This window comes from Rhizobium leguminosarum bv. viciae (assembly GCF_012276115.1).
Lineage (GTDB): Bacteria > Pseudomonadota > Alphaproteobacteria > Rhizobiales > Rhizobiaceae > Rhizobium > Rhizobium leguminosarum_T.
In genome coordinates, this window is the sequence record NZ_WIEU01000009.1 from 100,388 (window position 1) to 118,335 (window position 17,948).

Here is a 17,948-nt window from a genome sequence, read left to right on the forward strand (position 1 = left end):
TTTCAGAGGTGCGACCCAGTAACACTTTGAATTGCTGCATCATTTTATGCAGTGGGCAGGCAGAGGCCGGTGCCCTTCCCTTCGATCTCCACGAATTTGACGCCGCCTTCCTCGAAGGCGAGGCGCAGCTGCGCCTCCGTCGCGCGATGGATGTCGTGGTGCCGACCCTCGTAATCGCGGATGGTGCTGCGCGAGACGGCGGCCTTCTCGGCAAGCTCCGTCTGGGTCCAGTCCAGAAGGCCCCGCGCCGCGCGGCAGAGAGCGGGGGTGAGAATTGTTTCCCTTGCGCCTTGACCCATGATTTCAAGCTGCCCATATTGGTCGATATAGACCATATATGTCATATTACAGACGGGATTTCCAGATCGGGAGACAAGGATGCCACACGATACACCCTTGATTTCGACAATCGTCGGCGGCATCGTGCTGGCTTTCATCTTTGGGGCCTTCGCCCATCGGCTGCGGATGCCGCCGCTCGTCGGTTATCTGATCGCCGGCGTGCTCGTGGGGCCACATACGCCGGGTTATGTGGCGGATCAGAGCCTTGCCCCGGAGCTTGCCGAAATCGGCGTCATCCTGCTGATGTTCGGCGTCGGGCTGCATTTCTCCCTGAAAGACCTGCTGTCGGTGCGCGGCATCGCCGTGCCCGGGGCGATCGTGCAGATCGCTTTCGCGACATTGCTCGGCTGGGGGCTCGGCGCCTTCATGGGCTGGTCGACCGGCGGCAGCCTGGTCTTCGGCCTGGCGCTTTCAGTCGCCTCCACCGTCGTGCTCCTGAAGGCGCTGCAGGAGCGGCGCCTGGTCGAAACCGAGCGCGGCAGGATCGCCGTCGGCTGGCTGATCGTCGAGGATCTCGCCATGGTGCTGGCGCTGGTTCTGATCCCGGCCGCAGCCAGCATCGGCGGTGAGGGTCACGCTCCCGTCGAGCCGCTCTCGGCCGCGCTGAGCAGCCTGTTCGGCCTCGATCTCGGCATCGGCGGCATAATCGCCATGACGCTGGTGAAGGTGGCATTGTTCGTGGCGCTGATGCTGGTTTTCGGCCGCAAGCTCATTCCCTGGACGATGCACCGCATCGCCCATACCGGTTCGCGCGAACTCTTCCGGCTCGGCGTGCTGGCGATCGCGCTCGGCGTCGCCTTCGGAGCGGCGAAGCTCTTCGGCGTGTCGCTGGCGCTCGGCGCCTTCTTTGCCGGCATGGTGCTTGCCGAAAGCGAGCTCAGCCATCGCGCCGCGCAGGAAAGCCTGCCGTTGCGCGACGCCTTTGCCGTGCTGTTCTTCGTCTCGGTCGGCATGCTGTTCGATCCGAACATCCTGATCGACAAGCCGCTGCCGATCCTCGCCACCATCTTCATCATCGTCATCGGCAAGTCCGTCGCCGCCTTCCTGATCGTGCTCGCCTTCAAGAAGCCGCTCGGCACGGCGCTGACGATTTCGGCAAGCCTCGGCCAGATCGGCGAATTCTCCTTCATCCTCGCCGCCCTCGGCGTCGAACTAGGCCTGCTGCCGGAGGAGGGCCGCGATCTGATCCTTGCCGGCGCCATCATCTCGATCATCCTCAATCCGCTGCTGTTCTTCCTCTGCGACCGCATGCGGCCGCTGCTGGATGGCGCAAAGCGCGAAGACGTCGTGGCAGACCCTGCTCCCGTTGCGGATGCGATAGCAGCGCAGGAGGAGATGCTGCCCGAAGACGACGAGGTGCACCCGACCGCTCTCAGCGGCCACGCCATTCTCGTCGGCTACGGGCGGGTTGGCAGCATCGTCGGACAGAATCTCAAGTCGTCAGCCACACCTTTTCTCGTCATCGAGGACTCCGACAAGCGCATCGGCGAGCTGAAGGCGCAGGGTATCGAAACTCTGTCGGGCAATGCGGTGATGCGGGAAACGCTCGACCTTGCCAATCTCTCTGGCGCCCGCAGCATTGCCATCGCCATCCCGAACGCCTTCGAAGCCTGCCGCATCATCGAGCAGGCGCGCAGCGTCAATCCCTCGATCCTCATCGTCGCCCGCGCCCATTCCGACGCCGAGGTCGATGAGCTGAAGCAATATGGCGCCGACACGGTCATCATGGGCGAGCGTGAAATCGCGCTGGGCATGGTTGACCGGCTCGCGCAAGTGCATCATGAGAGTGTGCCCTATGAAGACGGGCATGGGCCTGATACAATTATGCCGACGGATGACCCTCCGCCGGAAAGAGAATGAGAGATTGGCGCGCTTTTGAGCCGATACGGGAGTGACATCGCCGGGACGGAGAAGATGGAGCTGGACCAGCGCCGTCTGACGGGCCGTATCGCCGCTTCCCTCCTCGTCGCCGTCCTTGCCTATCTCGGCCTGCTTTTCGGCGGCAATCTGGTGATCTCGCCGGTCGCCGCCGCCAATACGCTTTCCTCTTCCGATCGGGATCCGCAGCCGCCGCAGCTGACTGCGCGCGATGCCGTGCGCGGGTTGCTCGCCACTGAACGCAAGCTTGCACCGAAGCAGGCGGCGCATGACGCCGGACCGCTTGCCCTGGCCGCCGCCCCGGCCGTCGATTTTTCCGGCTGGACCACTGCCGCCCCTTTTCCGGCATTTGAAGCTTCGCTTCATGCCGCAGTCTCCAGGACCCATCAGCCGCGCGCACCGCCGGTCGCTGCCTGACGCTCGCGCCGATCGGCGCTTCCGACCATTGACGACATGCCGCCAGCGCCCGAGCGCCGGCCCTCGATATCAAGGAATACAACATGCGTACTTCACCATGGCTGGTGCTCACCTATACGGTGATCATCCTACTCGGCCTATTGATCGCCCTGCCGAACGTCCTGCCGCAATCCGTCCTCCAGCGCGTGCCGGCCTGGCTGCCGCATGAGCAAGTGTCGCTCGGCCTCGACCTTCGCGGCGGTTCGCACCTCGTTCTGGAAGTCGACGAAGCCGACCTCACCAAGGAGCGGCTGCAATCGCTGCTTCAGGACGCGCGCCGCGTGCTGCGCGAGAAGGGCATCCAGCCGAAAGCCGTGATCCGCAGCCAGAACCAGATCGTCGTGACGCTCGCCGATGCCGCGCAGAGCGATGCTGCCGTCACCGAACTCAAGACGCTTGCCAACCCGATCAGCACCGGCCTCAGCGCCGGCCAGGCGGATCTTGATGTCACGGCGAACGGAGCGACCATTACCGTCGGCTTCTCGCGGGCTGGCATCTCCGCCAATGTCGACAACGCCGTCCAGCAGAGCCTTGAAGTCATCCGCCAGCGTGTCGACCAGGTCGGCGTTTCCGAGCCGACCATTCAGCGCATCGGCGCCAACCGCGTGCTCGTCCAGCTTCCGGGCGCGCAGGATCCGTCGCGCCTGCGCGAACTTCTCGGCTCCACCGCCAAGATGTCGTTCCACATGCTGTCGCCGAACAATGCGCCCGGACCCGGTGTGACCATGCTGAACGATGATGAGGGCAGGTCCTATCCGGTTCTCGACCGCGTCGAAATCTCCGGCGACCGCCTTTCGGATGCCCGCGTCAGCTTCGATCCGAATACGCGTGAGCCGATTGTCAGCTTTCGCTTCGACAGCGCCGGCGCCACCCGCTTTGCCGAGATCACCCGCCAGAACGTCGGCAATCCCTTCGCCATCGTCCTCGACAACAAGGTGCTGAGCGCGCCCGTCATCCGCGAGCCGATCACCGGCGGCTCGGGCCAGATCTCCGGTAGTTTCTCGGCCGACAGCGCCACGACGCTGGCCGCCATGCTGCGCGCCGGCGCCCTGCCCGCCAAGCTGACAGTCATCGAAGAACGCACCGTCGGAGCCGATCTTGGCGCCGACGCCATCAAGATGGGCATTTATTCCGGCATCGTCGGCTTTGCTCTCGTCGCGCTCTTCATCTTCGTGCTCTACGGAACCTGGGGTTTCCTGGCGAATATCGCGCTGTTGATCCACACGATCCTGACCTTCTCGGCGCTGACGCTGGTTGGTGCGACACTGACGCTGCCGGGCATTGCCGGTGTCGTTCTTGGCATCGGCCTTGCGGTCGACGCCAACGTTCTCATCAACGAGCGCATCCGCGAGGAAACGCGCAAGGGCAAGAGCGCCTTCGCCGCCATCGATACCGGCTTCCGCCGCGCCTATTCGACCATCATCGACGGCAACATGACGGCGCTGATCGCCGCGGCCATCCTGTTCTGGTTCGGCTCCGGGCCGGTTCGCGGCTTTGCCGTGACCATGGCGCTCGGCCTGATCATCTCGATGTTCACCTCGGTCGCCTTCGTGCGTGTCGCGATGATCGAGATCACCCGCCGCCAGAAACTCAAAGTGCTGAATATCCGGCCGCTAATCCCGTTCAGCCCCTATGACAAGCACATCGAGTTCATGAAGGCCCGCTTCTTCGGCGTCACCGTCTCGGCGCTGCTATCGATTGCCTCCGTCGTGCTCTTCATTCATCCCGGTCTCAACTACGGCGTCGATTTCCGCGGCGGCATCCAGATGGCCGTCAAGACCCAGGGCACGGCCGATCTTGCGAAGTTCCGCGAAGGTCTTGATAGTCTCGGCCTCGGCGAAATCACGCTGCAGTCCTTCGGCGACAACAATAGCATTCTCGTTCGCGCCCAGCGGCAGGAAGGCGGCGAAGAAGCGCAGACCGCGGCGGTGACCAAGCTGAAGGCCGAAGTCGCCAAGATCGATCCAACCGCCACCGTCGAAGGCACCGACGTCATCGGCCCGAAGGTCAGCGGCGAGCTTGCCTGGGCCGGCATCCTGTCGGTGGTGATCGCAAGCTTTGCAATGCTCATCTATATCTGGGTGCGGTTCGAATGGCCGTTCGCCGTCGGCGCCATCGTCACGCTGGTGCTCGACGTCACCAAGGCGATCGGCTTCTTCGCGATCACCGGCCTCGACTTCAACCTAACAGCGATCGCCGCCATCCTGACGCTTGTCGGCTACTCGGTGAACGACAAGGTCGTCGTCTATGACCGCATGCGCGAAAACATGCGGCTCTACAAGTCGATGCCGCTGCGCGAGATCATCGACAAGTCGATCAACGAGACGCTGGCGCGAAGCCTTTACACCAATGCGACGGCCTTCCTCGCGCTGGTGCCGATGGCGATCTGGGGCGGCAGCGCGGTCTCGAGCTTCGCGATTCCGATGGTCTTCGGCATTCTCGTGGCCGGCGCCTCGTCGATCTTCATCGCGGCACCCATCCTGCTCTTCCTCGGCGACTGGCGCCGCCGCCATGCCAAGGCGGCACCGGCAACCGATGAGGCAGTCGAGATCATTCCGCCGGAACAGGGTCGCCCGCGCAAATCCGCGAGCTAAAATCCCGTTAACGCATCCTTGATAGGGCGCCGGTTGCAGAGCCGGCGCCCTCTTTCTATTGTCGGCTACTGCATTATTTGCCATTTCAAGGAGTTACAGCGTCCTTCGCGCGTCCGAAAAGATGCGCGGCGCTGTAAAAAGATCGGGGAAACCGCCAGATGTCATCTTACCCGACGAAACCCACTTTTGCCGGAGACAGCGAGGAGCGCATCAAGCGTTTTCTCGCGACCGCTTCGCACGACCTGCAATCGCCGCTCCGCCATATCGCCATGTATGCCGAGCTACTGCTCGACGATCTCGAGGAGACGCTCGACGGCGAACAGCTTCAGAGCCTGCGGATGATCATGGAAAAGGCGCAGACGGCGCAGCGCCTCACCAAGGCATTGATGAGCCTTGCCGGTGGCACACCCCAGGTGACGCCTGAAGAGGTCGACCTGCAGGCGCTCGCCGAAAGTGTCTGGGGCGAACTGACCGACGAGACGGCGGTCGGCGGGGCGACGCTCGAAAGCAACGGCCTGCCCTCCATCCGGACCGACCCTGCCCTCTTCGGTCTGGTGCTGCGGCACTTGCTGACGAATGCCCTCATTTATCGCAGCGAAGCGGCGCCGCATGTGGCCATTGCCGCGGAGCGCGAGGGAACGGACTGGTTCTTCCGGATTTCCGACAATGGGGCGGGCATCGATCCCGCCTACCGGGAGCGGATATTCGAGCCTTTCTGGAAATTGCCGAAGCCGGGAACGGTCCAGGGCGCCGGTCTCGGATTGACCACGGCGCGGGAGTTTCTGACGGCGCTCGGCGGCGATATCAGCCTCGAACATTCGGATGAAAGCGGCAGTCGCTTCATCATCCGCCTTCCCATTGCCTGAGATTAGAGCAATTCCAGCAAAAATGTGCAGCGGTTTTGCGTCCGGAATTGCGAAAGTACAGAGACTAAAGCGCGACAAGCGAATCCGAAAGATCGCGACGCGCTTTAGATGCTGTAATCGTCCTTCCAGAAATCCGGGACGTCATAGGTCACATATTCGCGGATGATGTGCTGCAGCGTCTGGGCATCGATTTCGTCCTTGCCGATGCGGAAATCGACGCCGTAATCCGGGAATTCCTGGAAATAGCCGCCCGATATATCGGTCGAGACGACGCCGATGGGACCAGTATAACCGATGCCGCGCAGCTCCGGCACCGTGTCGCGGAAATCGGCATTGGGCAAAAGGCGATTGTCGAGCAGGATGAGATCGAAGCGCGCCGCGCGGATCTTTTCCAGCGCGTCACCGATCGATTGCGAATATTCAACCTCGACGGCCGGCTCGGAGAGATCGGCGATCTTCTTCTTGAGCGCGCGGAATTCAATGAATTCGTCGTCGACAAAGAGGACCTTTACGGCATTCCTTCGGCTCGTTTCGGTGATCATCGTCTCATTTCCCCAATCCGAAACCAACTTCACGAAACCAAACCATTCCTCAAGGCGATCGCCACCATATGAACGCGGTTCACAGCGTCAAGTTTGCGCGCGGCCGCGGTGATGTGCGAATTGACCGTATGTTCGGAAAGACCGAGAATGATCGCGATTTCCGCCGATGTCTTGCCTTCGCTCGTCCATTTGACGATTTCCGATTCGCGCTGGGTCAGCCGTCCGGACATTTCCGGCGTCAGGATTTCCTCGTAGAGCTTGTCGAAAATACGCATGGCGTCGAGAAGCATGTCGGCGATCTCACTCTGATCCGGCTCCTGGCGCTCGCCGCTGAGGACGAGGCAATATCGCCGCCCTTCCGGCGTGAAAAGCGGGATGAAGAGAAAGACGCCGCTCAGGAACTCGTTGAAAACAAGATCGGACGGATAATCTTCAGGCTGTGCGTTCCGGCCATGGACCGGCGTTGCCAGGAACTGGGCGGTCTTCGCCCGGACGGTGCCTAGCGCTTCCTTCAACGTCGTGATGAAAAGGCCGACACGCCGCTCGGCAACATTGGTGATGACGATATCACGTTCACCGAAAGGGGCCGAAGCCTCGGAAATGCGGGCCAGCGCGAAATTGTCGAAGTTGTAATGCTGCGCCGCCGATTTCAGCAGACGGAAAAAATCGGTGCGGTTGATCGCCCGGCTTAGTTCCGGTCCGGCATGAAAGGGAATTGCCGGGGCATTGTTCATTCCCACTCTTCCTCTCCTCCCGCCCATGCCTCCAATCCCGAAATCTTGGGATATACGTCTTAAACGCGAAGAGCTACAAAAATTGCGAGACGGTTGATGAGAGATATCGAAAACGGGGACTTTCGATATGTAAGGCGGAAATCATCAATTATCTCAAACGACAGGTGATGCACGGGCAGATTTTACTGAGGGGCAGTAGCTCTTACCTGGGTATCGTATTCTTCCTGCATTCAACATCCATGAATGCGAGAAGGCAGTGCCAGACGTAAGCGCGAGAGAGCCGATAGACCCATTCAGCTAAGGGGTTGGCTGATGTTCGTGGCGGCGAACGCGGGTTGATCGGTTCTCTCAGCGCTTATTTTGCGTTCTATATTCTTCGCTTCGGTTGCATCTTGTGATGCGTCCTCGCCCTTGTCAATTGCGGTTTGTCAAATGGTTGGGACGAGTGAGGAGGAATAGGGCATGCGGCTTTCGCCGTTTTCTACATCTCAAGATTGAGAATGACCGTGGCAAGGTCAAGTGGCTTTTCCAGATAGACATCGGCGCCGGCATCGAGTGAGCGCGCGCGGTCCTCGGCAGCATCCGATCCGCTGCAGATAGCAAGCCGCATCGCCTTGAAACGATCATCCAGGCGCAACCGAGTGATCAGGCCGATGCCGCTATCGAGCGGCATGTAGAGATCGGCGACCAGCAGATCAGGCGAGGTCTTGCCTTCCGCCGCGCGCGTCTCCAGTGCCGCCAGTGCCATTTCGGCGGTCGAAAAACAGAATAGATCGACGTCTATCTGCTGCTTTTTGCTCATATAGTCGACATAGAAGAGGTCATCCTTGCTGTCGTCGACATAAAATAGGGTGGTCATCCAGCACCGTGATTTGGATATTGTTCGAATGAACCTCGCTGTCCTTCGACATCACGATACCGCGGTTCCACTATTCGATATACCTCATCGCAGATCACTTCGCAAAAAGCACGGCGCCGCCCTGCCTTGCCTATTGAGTATTCCTCGATTTCGGAAAAGATGGCCGCGCAAAACGAAGGAGGACACACGGGTGCAGGATCAGGGCAACGTGGACCTGCAGGACCAGCCAAGGCGGCACTACCGAGCCTTTGCGATTGCCGTCGGCTGCCTGATGTTTCTTCTCGGCGTGACGGCGCTTACCGGCTGGCTGCTGCAGGTCAAGATTGTCATTTCGCTGGTTCCCGGCTTTCCGTCAATGGCCTTCAATACCGCGCTCTGCTTCGTGCTTTCCGGCGTGGGGCTTGCCGCTTCCACACTCGCCGCGCGCCGTTTTCGAGCAACGGCGGCGATCACGGCAGGGCTTGCGGCGGCGATCGCCGCCGCCCGGCTCGTGGAAATCGTCATGATCGGGCGGAGTTTTCACAATGTCGACGTGTTGATCTCGCGCTTCCTGGTTTCGCCGGATTTCATCGCCGAGATCGGCGGCGGCATGGGGCCGAACACGGCGCTGGTTTTCCTGATCGCCAATCTCTCGCTGCTGCTCTCGCTCCAGGTGGAGAGGTCGAGAAGCCAGGTGGTGCAGGAATTGACGAGCTATGTCGCTATCACGCTCGGCATGATCGCACTGGCCGGCTATGTCACCGATGCCGAACAGGGCTACCGCTGGGGGCCCTATGCGGCGATGGCGCTGCATACGGCGGTCGGCATGGTGATCTTCGGCTCCGGGCTTCTCGCCCGCTCCTGGTGGATGCAGCCGGCAAACCGGGCGCAGATCCCACTCTGGATCCCGGCTGCGGTCTGCTTCACCGGCCTTCTCGTCGATCTCTATACACCGCTGGGTGTCGCCAACGGCATTCTCTATGTACCGCTGGTGCTGACGGCGCTCTGGTTCGGCAACAGAAATGCGCCGCTTTTCTTCGCCTTTGCCTGTACCGTGCTCCTGATGCTCGGCTTCTTCGCCGTCAAGCACGACGAGGCCGGTTTCTGGCAGGAGATCGCCAACCGCACCATTACGGCTGCGACGCTTTGGCTGATCGCGCTCCTCGTCTTCTATTTCATGCGCAACAACTATAACCTCGAGACCGAGCGCGTCCGCTTCGGCGCGCTGGTGCGCGGCACGCCTGATGCCGTCGTCGTCATCGACGAGCGTGGAACAATCAAGAATTTCAATCCGGCGGCTGAAAGCATGTTCGGCTACGCCCAGCAGGAAACGATCGGCCGGAACATCAAGATGCTGATGCCCGAACCCTACCATTCCGAGCACGACGGCTATCTCGCCCATTACCGGCAGACCGGCGAGGAGCGCATCATCGGCACGACGCGCACGGTCTCCGGACGACGCAAGAACGGCATCGTCTTTCCGATCGATGTTTCCATCAGCGCCGTCGTTACCGGCCATACGAAAACCTTCGTCGGTATCGTGCGCGACATCAGCGAGCGCGTCCGGCAGGAAGAACGGATGAAAACGACGCTTTCCCAGCTGGAGGCCTATACCGCCGAGCTCGAGCGCAGCAACCACGACCTCGATGAATTCGCCTATATCGCCTCGCATGATCTCAAGGAACCGCTGCGCGGCCTGCACAACCACTCCCGCTTCCTGTTGGAGGATTATGAAGACAAGCTCGATGCGGACGGCGTACGGCGGCTGAACCGGCTCGTGCGTCTCAGCCAGCGCATGGAGAAGCTCGTCAACGAGCTTCTTTATTTCTCCCGGCTCGGGCGCCAGCAGCTGGCGGTCAAACGCACCGATATCGGCCTGATCGTCAAGGATGTCGTCGCGACGATGGAGTTGCTGCTGGAGGAACGGCACGCCAAGGTCATCATCGACGGCCGGCTGCCTGAGGTGGTTTGCGACGCGCCACGGCTGACCGAGGTGTTCCGCAATCTCATCACCAATGCGATCAAATACAACGACAAACCGGCGCCACTCGTCTCGATCGGCTACCTTGACCGGTTCGTCGGCAAGGACGGCACGGTTGCCCGCAACGTGTTTTTCGTTAAGGATAACGGCAAGGGCATTCCGCAGGAATTCCACGAGGATATTTTCCGCATTTTCAAACGGCTGGAAAAGTCCCAGGATTCCGACGACGGGACCGGAGCAGGCCTCACCTTCGTTCGCAAGATCATCGGGCGGCACAATGGCGATATCTGGCTGGAATCCGAGGTCGGCACCGGCACGACATTCTACTTCACTCTGGGAAAAAAGCGCGAGGGGCAGAATGCAGCAGCGTGATACGCAACCGATCCTGATCGTCGAGGATAGCGAAGACGATTTCGAAGCGACGATGCGCGCCTTCAAGCGCACCAACCTGCGCAACTCGATCCGCTGGGCAGCCTCCGGTCAGGAAGCGCTCGACATGCTCGCCGAAATGTCACCGAAACCGGGGCTGATCCTGCTCGACCTCAACATGCCGGGCCTTGACGGCCGCAAGACGCTGGAGGCGATCAAGTCGAACGCCGGCTTGCGCAAGATCCCGGTGGTGATCCTCACGACCTCCGACGACGAACGTGACATCGAAGGCTGCTATGCGCTCGGCGCCAATACCTATGTGCAGAAGCCGGTGGATCTCGACGGGCTCTTCGCGGCGATCCAGCGGCTGAAGGAATACTGGTTCGAAATCGCGATCCTGCCACTCGAGGACTGACAGATTGGCGGAACACTGCTCCATTCTCATCATCGACGACAACATCGACGATCTCGAGGTCTATCGCCGCATATTGGGCCGCGTTTCCAGCACTGCCTATACCGTCGTGGAGGCGGAAACGGGCGAAGAGGGTCGTGCGCTGAACGGCCGGAAACGGCCAGACTGCATCCTGCTCGACTATTCGCTGCCGGGGCGCGACGGGCTCGGCGTTCTTGCCGATATCCTGGAGGATGATCCCGCCGCCAACGTCATCATGCTGACCGGCCAGGGCAACGAAACCGTGGCCGTCGAGGTGATGAAGAGCGGGGCACGCGACTATCTGACGAAGGATGCGCTTTCGCCCGAGACACTGCATCGCTGCATTCAGAACGCCATCATGCACGGCATGCTGGAAGCGAAGCTGGAGCAGAAGCGGCAATCGCTTGAGATCTTCACCCGCGCCATGGCTCATGATTTGAAGGAGCCGCTCCGGACGATCAAATCCTTCAGCCGCATCCTGCACGGTTCTGCAGCGCTTCCGGCCGAAGACCGGGAATTGCTCGATTACGTGCTCAGCGCCGCCGACCATATGGAAGATCTGATCGTCAAAGTCTCGGGCTTCACCAAGCTCGAGGCCTCCGGCGGGCTGGAGCTCAAGCCGGTCTCGCTCTCTAATGTGCTCGACCAGGTGGAGGACAATCTGCGCCAGCAGACCGAAAGCCGCGGCGCCGTCATCATCCGCGGGGCGCTGCCGGAGGTCATGGGCGATGCGACGCTGCTGACCCAGCTCCTGCAGAACCTGGTGTCGAATGCCATCCGCTATTGCGAGCAGAAGGTTCCGGAGATCAGCATCACAGGCGAAGCGCAGGGCGATACCTGCCGCCTCACCGTGCGTGACAACGGGCCCGGCATCGACCCCGAGCACCGCGAACTGATCTTCCAGCCGTTCAAGCGTCTCGTCGGGCGTGGCATCGAAGGCACCGGGCTCGGCCTTGCCATCTGCCGCCGCATCGCGCAGATGCATGGCGGCTCGATCTGGTGCGAGGCGGAAAATGGACCCGGCGCCACCTTCATTCTCGAAGTGCCGCTCGCCGAGGCGAGGCCCGCGCCATCAGCCGCATCGGCCGTGCCGCACAGCACAAGGCCGGCGGAGCAGCCAGGCGAAGGTTCGGGCAGGCTCGCCGAAGTGCTGCTGGTCGAAGACAGCCCGGCCGACATCCAGCTTCTGAAGATCAAGCTGATGCGGCGGGACAAGGTCAATTTCAACCTGCATGTCGCCACCAACGGACGCGAGGCGATGCGGCTGCTCGACGAACGCGCCGGCATCGCCGATGTGCCGCAGATCGACCTGATGCTGCTCGACATCAACATGCCGATCATGGACGGCTTCGAGGTGCTGCATGCGCTTTCCGTCGATGCCCGCCTCAAACGAATTCCCGTCTGCATCCTCAGCACATCGAGCGACGAGACCGACATGCGCCGGGCCAAAAATCTCGGCGCACGCGCCTATATGGTCAAGCCGCCGACCCTGCAGCAATTGGAAGAGGCGCTCGAAGATGTCGAACATTTGGAGTTATTGCAGCGCGGCGATTCGCTTGCGCTTTGTGCGGAACAAAATTAAGCGATGGTCATTGGCAACGGTATGACCTTCGCAGCTCTCATACTCGCGCTCCTGACGACGCCGCTTCAATCAGGACTGCTCTCGATGGTATCAGGCATACATCACGTTACGGCCATCACCCGAAAGGTGCAGGCGAACGTGGACTTCTACGCCGGATTTCTCGGCATGCGGCTCGTCAAGCAGACGGCCGGTTACGAGGACGCGACGCAACTTCATCTGTTCTACGGCGATGCCGCAGGAACCCCGGGTTCCCTTCTCACCTTCCTCGCCTGGGAAGACGGCGCGCCCGGCCGGGCCGGTTACGGCCAGATCAGCGAAATATCGCTGTCGATCGATCCCACCAGCATCGGCTATTGGCTGACGCGCGCCATGAGCTTCGGTCTGAGGTCAGAGGGACCGGCCGACGAATTCGGCGAGCCTGTCCTGCGGCTGAAGGATCCTGACAACATCATCCTCAAGCTCGCGGGCGCAAAGAACCTGACATCGCCGTCCGCCTGGGACGGCGCCTCGATCCCGGTCGAGCATGCCGTTCAGCGCGTGCGCGGCGCGACCATGCTGACGGAGAAGCCCGCCGAAAGCCGCAGCTTCCTCGAGACGCATTTCGGTTACCGCTTCCAGGCCAGCCGCGGCACGATCGACAGGCTGGTGTCGCAATCCGGCGACGTCATCGACGTGCGCGATGCGCGCGGCTTCTGGTCCGGCGCGCCGGGCACCGGGACGGTCGATCACGTCGCCTTCCGGGCCCCTGATGAGGACGCGCTGCGTTCGGTATCCACGGCGCTGGAGAAGACCAATGCGTCGCCGACCAACATGCATGACCGCAAGTATTTCCGCTCGCTGTACGCCCGCGAGCCTGGCGGCACGTTGGTGGAGCTTGCAACCGACAAGCCCGGCATGACTGTTGACGAAGAGCATGCATCCCTCGGCACCAAGCTCTTCGCGCCGCCGGAAACGATCACCAATCTCGACGACCTGAAGGTGATTCTGCCGCAGTTTTCGATGCCTGGCCAGCCCCGCATCAACTATCGCGAGCTGCCATTCGTCCACCGCTTCTATACGCCCCCGGATCCCGATGGCAGTGTCTTCGTGCTGTTGCACGGCTCCGGCGGCAATGAGACAACGCTGATGCCGCTCCTGAACAAGGTGGCGCCGCGGGCGACGCTGCTCGGCGTGCGCGGCCGGGCGACGGAGGAAGGTTTTCCGCGCTGGTACAAGCGCATTACCCCCTTTTCCTTCGACCAGAACGACATCAAGACCGAGGCTGAAGCCTTCGCGGCCTTCATCGAGGGCGCCGTCAAATCCTACGGGCTCGACCCTCAGAAAGTCGTCTATGTCGGCTACTCCAATGGCGCCAACCTCCTGAACTCGCTGCTCTACCTGCACCCGAACCTGGTTCACAAGGCGGTGCTGCTGCGCTCCATGCCCGTGCTCAGCGACTATCCGCATGCCGATCTGAAAGGCACGGACCTGCTCGTCATCAGCGGCAAGACGGATGCCTACGGCAAATATGCGAGCGAACTGGAAGAAAGGCTGAAAAGTTCGGGCGCCACCGTCGATTCCGACGTCATCGCCGGCGGCCACGATCTCGGCGATGCCGACGTGCCGATCATCCAGAAATGGCTGCTGCAGGAAAACCGCTGATCAGCCGCGGCTTCACACCTGAACGCGGGAAGTCCGGGCAATCATAATGCCGGCAAGAACGACGGCGCCGCCGAGCGCCTGCATTGTTCCGATCGCCTCGTTGAGCAGCGCCCAGGCAAGGATTGCCGCAACGACCGGCTGCAGCAGCAGTGTCAGCGAGGAAAAGGCCGGCGGCAGATAGGCGAGCGCATAGGTGATCGCCACCTGTCCGCCGGCATGGCTGATAAAGGCGAGGCCGAAGACAATCGACCAGCCATAGACGGTCGCGGGCAGCATATGCCCCTCGTAGATCAGGCCGATCGGAAAGATGCAGACGGCAGCGCAGGCCGTGCTCCACAGCATGATGCGGATCGTATCGAAGCGGCTGCGCAACCTGCCGATCGCCAGGATGTAGCAGGCATAGAAGAAGGCGGCGATCATCGCGATGCCGTCACCGCGAAGGTCGCCATTGCCGATGGCTGCCGGTCCGCCCTTCAGAATGACGACGCCTGACAGTGCTAGGACAAGTCCGAGCGCGAAGACGCGGCTGATCCTTGCGCTGATAAAGACGAAAGCGATCAGCGTGACGAAAACCGGTGCGAGGTTGGCAAGCAGCGTCGCATTGGCGACCGACGTCATGGTGAGCGAAAGGTGCCAGGCGGCGAGGTCGAGCGCCAACATCACGCCTGGGAGAACCAGCATGCCATAGTCGGAAAGGCTTTGCGGCTTCGGCCCCCTTTCCTTCTTCAAGAGCGAGACGATGACGATCGGGATCAGCGCCAGCGCTACGCGCCAGAAGGCCGTCGCCATCGGACCGACTTCGGACAGCCTGACGAAGATCGGCGAGCCGCCGATCGCCGCCCCGCCGAGAAGGAGCGCCGCAAGGGCGAAACGATTGGAAGGCGAGGCTTCGGAAAGGGTGGGAGCGGCCTGCGACATGATCTCGATATTTTCTGATCCCCAAACGGGGGCGGTAGGTACTAGCTGCCGAGTGAGTATCAGAAGTCGATCCCCGGCGACAGTCGAGGAGCGACATCTCGATGGAAAATCAGGCAGGATGCCTATTCGTCGCGCTGGTCCGCAGCTTTTCGGCGATCTCGGTCGCGACGAAGAAGGCATGCTCGGTCACCTGCGGCAGTCCCATCAGCTCGCCGAAGGTGCCGCGCGCCAGCGGGCCGGAGATCAGCAGCGAGGGATCTGCCTTTCCCGACGGGCCGATCGCTTCCGAGCGCTCGTTGCAGGCAAGGCCGAGGCCGGTCGGATCGAGCGACAGGTGGCCGCTTGCCGCAAGTGCTGCGAGCCAGGGCTGGGTTTCGAGAATGCCGCCATGCGCCGGGCCGGTGGTGACGACGACGGCGTCATAACGTCCCTCCAAAGGCTGGCGCTGATGACGCGGCTGCAACGTGCAAAGAATGAGCTCGCCTTCGATGCGCGCATCGACAACCGAGCCGGCAACAATATCGAGGCGGCCCGCAGCAACCGCCGCGTCGAGCACGGCCTCGACCTGTGGGGCGATACGGAAACGATGCACATCCCAATAGGGACGCAGATGGCGAACGAGACGGCGTCGTTCGGCAACCGGCAACGCCTGCCAGAGATCGTATCCCTGCGCCCGCACCTGATCGATTACCCCTTGCCAGCTTATGCCCTCTTCCTTCGCCGCACCTATGGTGGCGCGGATCCCTCTCAGCAGCGACACGGCGGAATGGGCTGCACTGGAGACGAAATCGCCGAAGAGCTCCTGCGGTACCAGCGGATGGCCGCGAGACCGCAGACCGCGGCGCGAGATCGCGGTCACCGGACCGTCATGCCCACGCTCAACAAGCGAGGCGATGACATCGGCGGCCGTCAGGCCGTTGCCGATGACCAACACCCGGTCCTGCGGGCGGATCACCTCGAGCGCGCCCGGCTTGGTGGTATCGGCGACGAAACGGGGATGGGCGGCAAGCCGGGTCGCAAGCCGGCCGGGGGCTGCCGGCGGCGGATGGCTGGTGGCGATCGCGACGATATCGGCCTCCGTCACGCCGCCTCTGTCGTCGAGGATCGACCAGCGGCCGGCACGGCGTTCGACAGCCGTCACCGCAGCGCGGCAATGACACACGCTACCGTCTTCCAGCAGCGGCTTCAGCAGCGAGGCGACATAATCGCCGAACAGCCTGCGCCGGGGGAAGAGCGAGCCATCGGGCTGCCTGGCCTCAGCGTCGCCGGCGACAGCGTCGCGGGCTTCGATCCAGGCCAGGAATTCGCCCAGGTCATCGGGCTGCAGGCTCATCTTGGCGGCTGGAACATTGATGCGGTGGGCCGGATCGGCCGTGTCATAGGCAAGGCCGCGGCCGAGTTCGGCGCGCGGCTCGAAGACCACGATGGCAGGGTGCTCGCCGCAGTTGGCTCTCGCGAGATGATAGGCGACGCCGGCGCCGGAGACACCGCCGCCGATGATGGCAACGACGGGCTGTTCAGACGTCGGGAGAGGCTTGGGCTGCATGGTGGCCGGGATCATTGCTTTCGATGCCCGAGCATAGAAGCGGGGCAGTGGTCACGCAATCCTCCTCCCCCCGATTGTCTATAATTATTATGTAGATTTAGCCTCACCCCGATATCGTCGTCGAGAACTCGGGATTGCCGCGGATTGTGTTGCTCACCGTGCAGATCTCGTCTTCGGCGGCATGGGCGATTTTCTGTCGGGTTTCTTCGTCGATATCGCCCTTGATCGAAAAAGCGACGTTGAACTTGGCAACGCGCGAAAGGCCTTCCGTCGCCTTCTTGCCGGTGACCTCTGCAGTGATCTCGCTGATCTTGTCGAGAACGCCCATCTGGCTGGCGGCGATGCGGGCGCTGAGCACCAGGCAGGCCGAGAGCGAGGAATAGAGCAGATCGAGCGGATTGAAACCCGGCGGCGACGGCGCGGTGACGATATCGATCTCGCCCTTGGTGGCGGAGGTAACGTGCGGAAAACCGGTACGGCCGAGAACGGCGGTGGCACCAGTCGGGCGGGGACGAGCCTTGAGATCGGCCATGTTGAAATCCTCTTGCGAACGTCTTGCAGATGGTGATTTCAGCCCGGCGCGGCAATGGCAACGGCCCGCCCACCGGTTTCGGAACCTTTCCATCCGTCATCAGTTGAATACACCTGAACGAAATCAGTGACAAAGGTGGATTGCGATGCCTGACGTCCGCAGCACGGATAACCAAGGCCGGCGGATGGATGCTCGCGATCGGCTGATCGTTGCGCTCTATGCGCAGCTGAAGGCCGAGCGGGAAACCCGCGAAACGCTGGAATGGGCGATCCGAAATGGTGCCGTCTCGCAGGAGGTGCTGGAAGCCATCGCTGCCGATCCGGTTCCGGTCGTCACCAGCGAGGATATCGCGTCGCTGGAGAAGATCATTGCGCTCGATGAACGGCGCAAACCAAATCGGAACTAGCCGACGACATCATGCACCCTATTTGAGTGAGAAGAGGAGATCCGAAATGGCCGATATCACCTATCAGGTCGTGCCGCATGACAATGGCTGGGCCTATAAGCTCGGCGACACACTTTCGGAAACCTATGCGACAGCGGATGAAGCGATCATCCATGCCAAGGACGCCGCATCGCGTCAGAAGATCGGCGATGGCGATGCGCTGCTCGCCTATCCCACGCCCGACGGCCGCGGCTGGGCATTTCAGGAACTCGAAACCGACAAGAGCGGCAGCCGGCTCTGATCTGCGACGGAGG

17 protein-coding genes are annotated in these 17,948 nt (G+C 61.8%); 10 read left to right on the forward strand and 7 right to left on the reverse strand.

Features of this window, described 5'->3' with window-relative positions; genetic code table 11:
- Positions 1-44: 44 nt before the first annotated feature.
- Positions 45-344, reverse strand: coding sequence for a helix-turn-helix transcriptional regulator (locus tag GFM02_RS17565; RefSeq protein WP_168256637.1), 300 nt, complete (start codon positions 342-344; stop codon positions 45-47).
- Positions 345-378: 34 nt separating this feature from the next.
- Between GFM02_RS17565 and ybaL the strand changes: the two genes are divergently transcribed.
- From ybaL to GFM02_RS17585, 4 genes are all read left to right on the forward strand, one after another.
- Positions 379-2,199 (forward strand): YbaL family putative K(+) efflux transporter, encoded by a 1,821-nt coding sequence (gene ybaL, locus GFM02_RS17570; RefSeq protein ID WP_168322290.1) that lies wholly within the window; start codon positions 379-381, stop codon positions 2,197-2,199.
- A 54-nt stretch (positions 2,200-2,253) separates the two neighbouring features.
- Positions 2,254-2,634 (forward strand): hypothetical protein, encoded by a 381-nt coding sequence (locus GFM02_RS17575; protein WP_168322291.1) that lies wholly within the window; start codon positions 2,254-2,256, stop codon positions 2,632-2,634.
- 83 nt (positions 2,635-2,717) lie between these two features.
- Positions 2,718-5,267, forward strand: coding sequence for a protein translocase subunit SecD (secD, locus tag GFM02_RS17580; protein ID WP_168322292.1), 2,550 nt, complete (start codon positions 2,718-2,720; stop codon positions 5,265-5,267).
- A gap of 158 nt (positions 5,268-5,425) precedes the next feature.
- Positions 5,426-6,133, forward strand: a complete 708-nt coding sequence (locus GFM02_RS17585) for a sensor histidine kinase (protein ID WP_168322293.1) — start codon at positions 5,426-5,428, stop codon at positions 6,131-6,133.
- Positions 6,134-6,237: 104 nt separating this feature from the next.
- Here GFM02_RS17585 and GFM02_RS17590 read toward each other — a convergent pair whose 3' ends face one another.
- The 3 genes from GFM02_RS17590 to GFM02_RS17600 form a co-directional block, all read right to left on the reverse strand.
- Positions 6,238-6,675, reverse strand: coding sequence for a response regulator (locus GFM02_RS17590; protein WP_003545475.1), 438 nt, complete (start codon positions 6,673-6,675; stop codon positions 6,238-6,240).
- A 29-nt stretch (positions 6,676-6,704) separates the two neighbouring features.
- Positions 6,705-7,409, reverse strand: a complete 705-nt coding sequence (locus tag GFM02_RS17595) for a response regulator transcription factor (RefSeq protein ID WP_168269038.1) — start codon at positions 7,407-7,409, stop codon at positions 6,705-6,707.
- Positions 7,410-7,890: 481 nt separating this feature from the next.
- The gene (locus tag GFM02_RS17600; protein WP_168269040.1) at positions 7,891-8,268 is read right to left on the reverse strand and encodes a response regulator; all 378 of its coding nucleotides are present in this window, start codon (positions 8,266-8,268) and stop codon (positions 7,891-7,893) included.
- 28 nt (positions 8,269-8,296) lie between these two features.
- Here GFM02_RS17600 and GFM02_RS17605 point away from each other — a divergent pair, with 28 nt between their 5' ends.
- The 4 genes from GFM02_RS17605 to GFM02_RS17620 are packed head-to-tail and all read left to right on the forward strand — an operon-like array spanning position 8,297 to position 14,253.
- On the forward strand, positions 8,297-10,600 hold the full coding sequence (locus tag GFM02_RS17605) for a sensor histidine kinase (protein ID WP_205930361.1): 2,304 nt from the start codon (positions 8,297-8,299) through the stop codon (positions 10,598-10,600).
- Positions 10,587-11,012, forward strand: a complete 426-nt coding sequence (locus GFM02_RS17610) for a response regulator (RefSeq protein WP_020048458.1) — start codon at positions 10,587-10,589, stop codon at positions 11,010-11,012. Before GFM02_RS17605 ends, GFM02_RS17610 begins: the two co-directional genes overlap by 14 nt.
- Before the next feature lie 4 nt (positions 11,013-11,016).
- A complete protein-coding gene (locus GFM02_RS17615) occupies positions 11,017-12,612 on the forward strand; it encodes a response regulator (RefSeq protein WP_168269044.1) in 1,596 nt (531 codons plus the stop codon).
- A gap of 21 nt (positions 12,613-12,633) precedes the next feature.
- Positions 12,634-14,253 carry a VOC family protein gene (locus GFM02_RS17620; protein ID WP_026264910.1) on the forward strand — a complete coding sequence of 540 codons (1,620 nt, stop codon included), beginning with the start codon at positions 12,634-12,636 and terminating at the stop codon, positions 14,251-14,253.
- A 12-nt stretch (positions 14,254-14,265) separates the two neighbouring features.
- On the opposite strand, the gene GFM02_RS17625 is transcribed toward GFM02_RS17620, so the two are convergent.
- From GFM02_RS17625 to GFM02_RS17635, 3 genes are all read right to left on the reverse strand, one after another.
- The gene (locus GFM02_RS17625) at positions 14,266-15,171 is read right to left on the reverse strand and encodes a DMT family transporter (RefSeq protein WP_168322295.1); all 906 of its coding nucleotides are present in this window, start codon (positions 15,169-15,171) and stop codon (positions 14,266-14,268) included.
- Between the two features lie 109 nt (positions 15,172-15,280).
- Positions 15,281-16,732, reverse strand: a complete 1,452-nt coding sequence (locus GFM02_RS17630) for an FAD/NAD(P)-binding protein (protein ID WP_205930362.1) — start codon at positions 16,730-16,732, stop codon at positions 15,281-15,283.
- An 88-nt stretch (positions 16,733-16,820) separates the two neighbouring features.
- Complete coding sequence (locus GFM02_RS17635; RefSeq protein ID WP_168322297.1) at positions 16,821-17,249, reverse strand: OsmC family protein; 429 nt, start codon at positions 17,247-17,249, stop codon at positions 16,821-16,823.
- Between the two features lie 145 nt (positions 17,250-17,394).
- On the opposite strand from GFM02_RS17635, the gene GFM02_RS17640 reads away from it, so the two are divergent.
- Together GFM02_RS17640 and GFM02_RS17645 are read left to right on the forward strand one after the other, a co-directional pair.
- A complete protein-coding gene (locus GFM02_RS17640) occupies positions 17,395-17,655 on the forward strand; it encodes a hypothetical protein (RefSeq protein WP_020048452.1) in 261 nt (86 codons plus the stop codon).
- 46 nt (positions 17,656-17,701) lie between these two features.
- Positions 17,702-17,935: a DUF2188 domain-containing protein gene (locus GFM02_RS17645; protein ID WP_168322298.1), complete on the forward strand. Its 234-nt coding sequence runs from the start codon at positions 17,702-17,704 to the stop codon at positions 17,933-17,935.
- Positions 17,936-17,948: the final 13 nt, after the last annotated feature.

Coding starts and splice junctions, on each gene's coding strand:
- GFM02_RS17565 (WP_168256637.1), bottom strand. CDS start 344: ATGACATATATGGTCTATATCGACCAATATGGGCAGCTTGAAATCATG.
- ybaL (WP_168322290.1), top strand. CDS start 379: ATGCCACACGATACACCCTTGATTTCGACAATCGTCGGCGGCATCGTG.
- GFM02_RS17575 (WP_168322291.1), top strand. CDS start 2,254: ATGGAGCTGGACCAGCGCCGTCTGACGGGCCGTATCGCCGCTTCCCTC.
- secD (WP_168322292.1), top strand. CDS start 2,718: ATGCGTACTTCACCATGGCTGGTGCTCACCTATACGGTGATCATCCTA.
- GFM02_RS17585 (WP_168322293.1), top strand. CDS start 5,426: ATGTCATCTTACCCGACGAAACCCACTTTTGCCGGAGACAGCGAGGAG.
- GFM02_RS17590 (WP_003545475.1), bottom strand. CDS start 6,675: ATGATCACCGAAACGAGCCGAAGGAATGCCGTAAAGGTCCTCTTTGTC.
- GFM02_RS17595 (WP_168269038.1), bottom strand. CDS start 7,409: ATGAACAATGCCCCGGCAATTCCCTTTCATGCCGGACCGGAACTAAGC.
- GFM02_RS17600 (WP_168269040.1), bottom strand. CDS start 8,268: ATGACCACCCTATTTTATGTCGACGACAGCAAGGATGACCTCTTCTAT.
- GFM02_RS17605 (WP_205930361.1), top strand. CDS start 8,297: ATGAACCTCGCTGTCCTTCGACATCACGATACCGCGGTTCCACTATTC.
- GFM02_RS17610 (WP_020048458.1), top strand. CDS start 10,587: ATGCAGCAGCGTGATACGCAACCGATCCTGATCGTCGAGGATAGCGAA.
- GFM02_RS17620 (WP_026264910.1), top strand. CDS start 12,634: ATGACCTTCGCAGCTCTCATACTCGCGCTCCTGACGACGCCGCTTCAA.
- GFM02_RS17625 (WP_168322295.1), bottom strand. CDS start 15,171: ATGTCGCAGGCCGCTCCCACCCTTTCCGAAGCCTCGCCTTCCAATCGT.
- GFM02_RS17630 (WP_205930362.1), bottom strand. CDS start 16,732: ATGATCCCGGCCACCATGCAGCCCAAGCCTCTCCCGACGTCTGAACAG.
- GFM02_RS17635 (WP_168322297.1), bottom strand. CDS start 17,249: ATGGCCGATCTCAAGGCTCGTCCCCGCCCGACTGGTGCCACCGCCGTT.
- GFM02_RS17640 (WP_020048452.1), top strand. CDS start 17,395: ATGCCTGACGTCCGCAGCACGGATAACCAAGGCCGGCGGATGGATGCT.
- GFM02_RS17645 (WP_168322298.1), top strand. CDS start 17,702: ATGGCCGATATCACCTATCAGGTCGTGCCGCATGACAATGGCTGGGCC.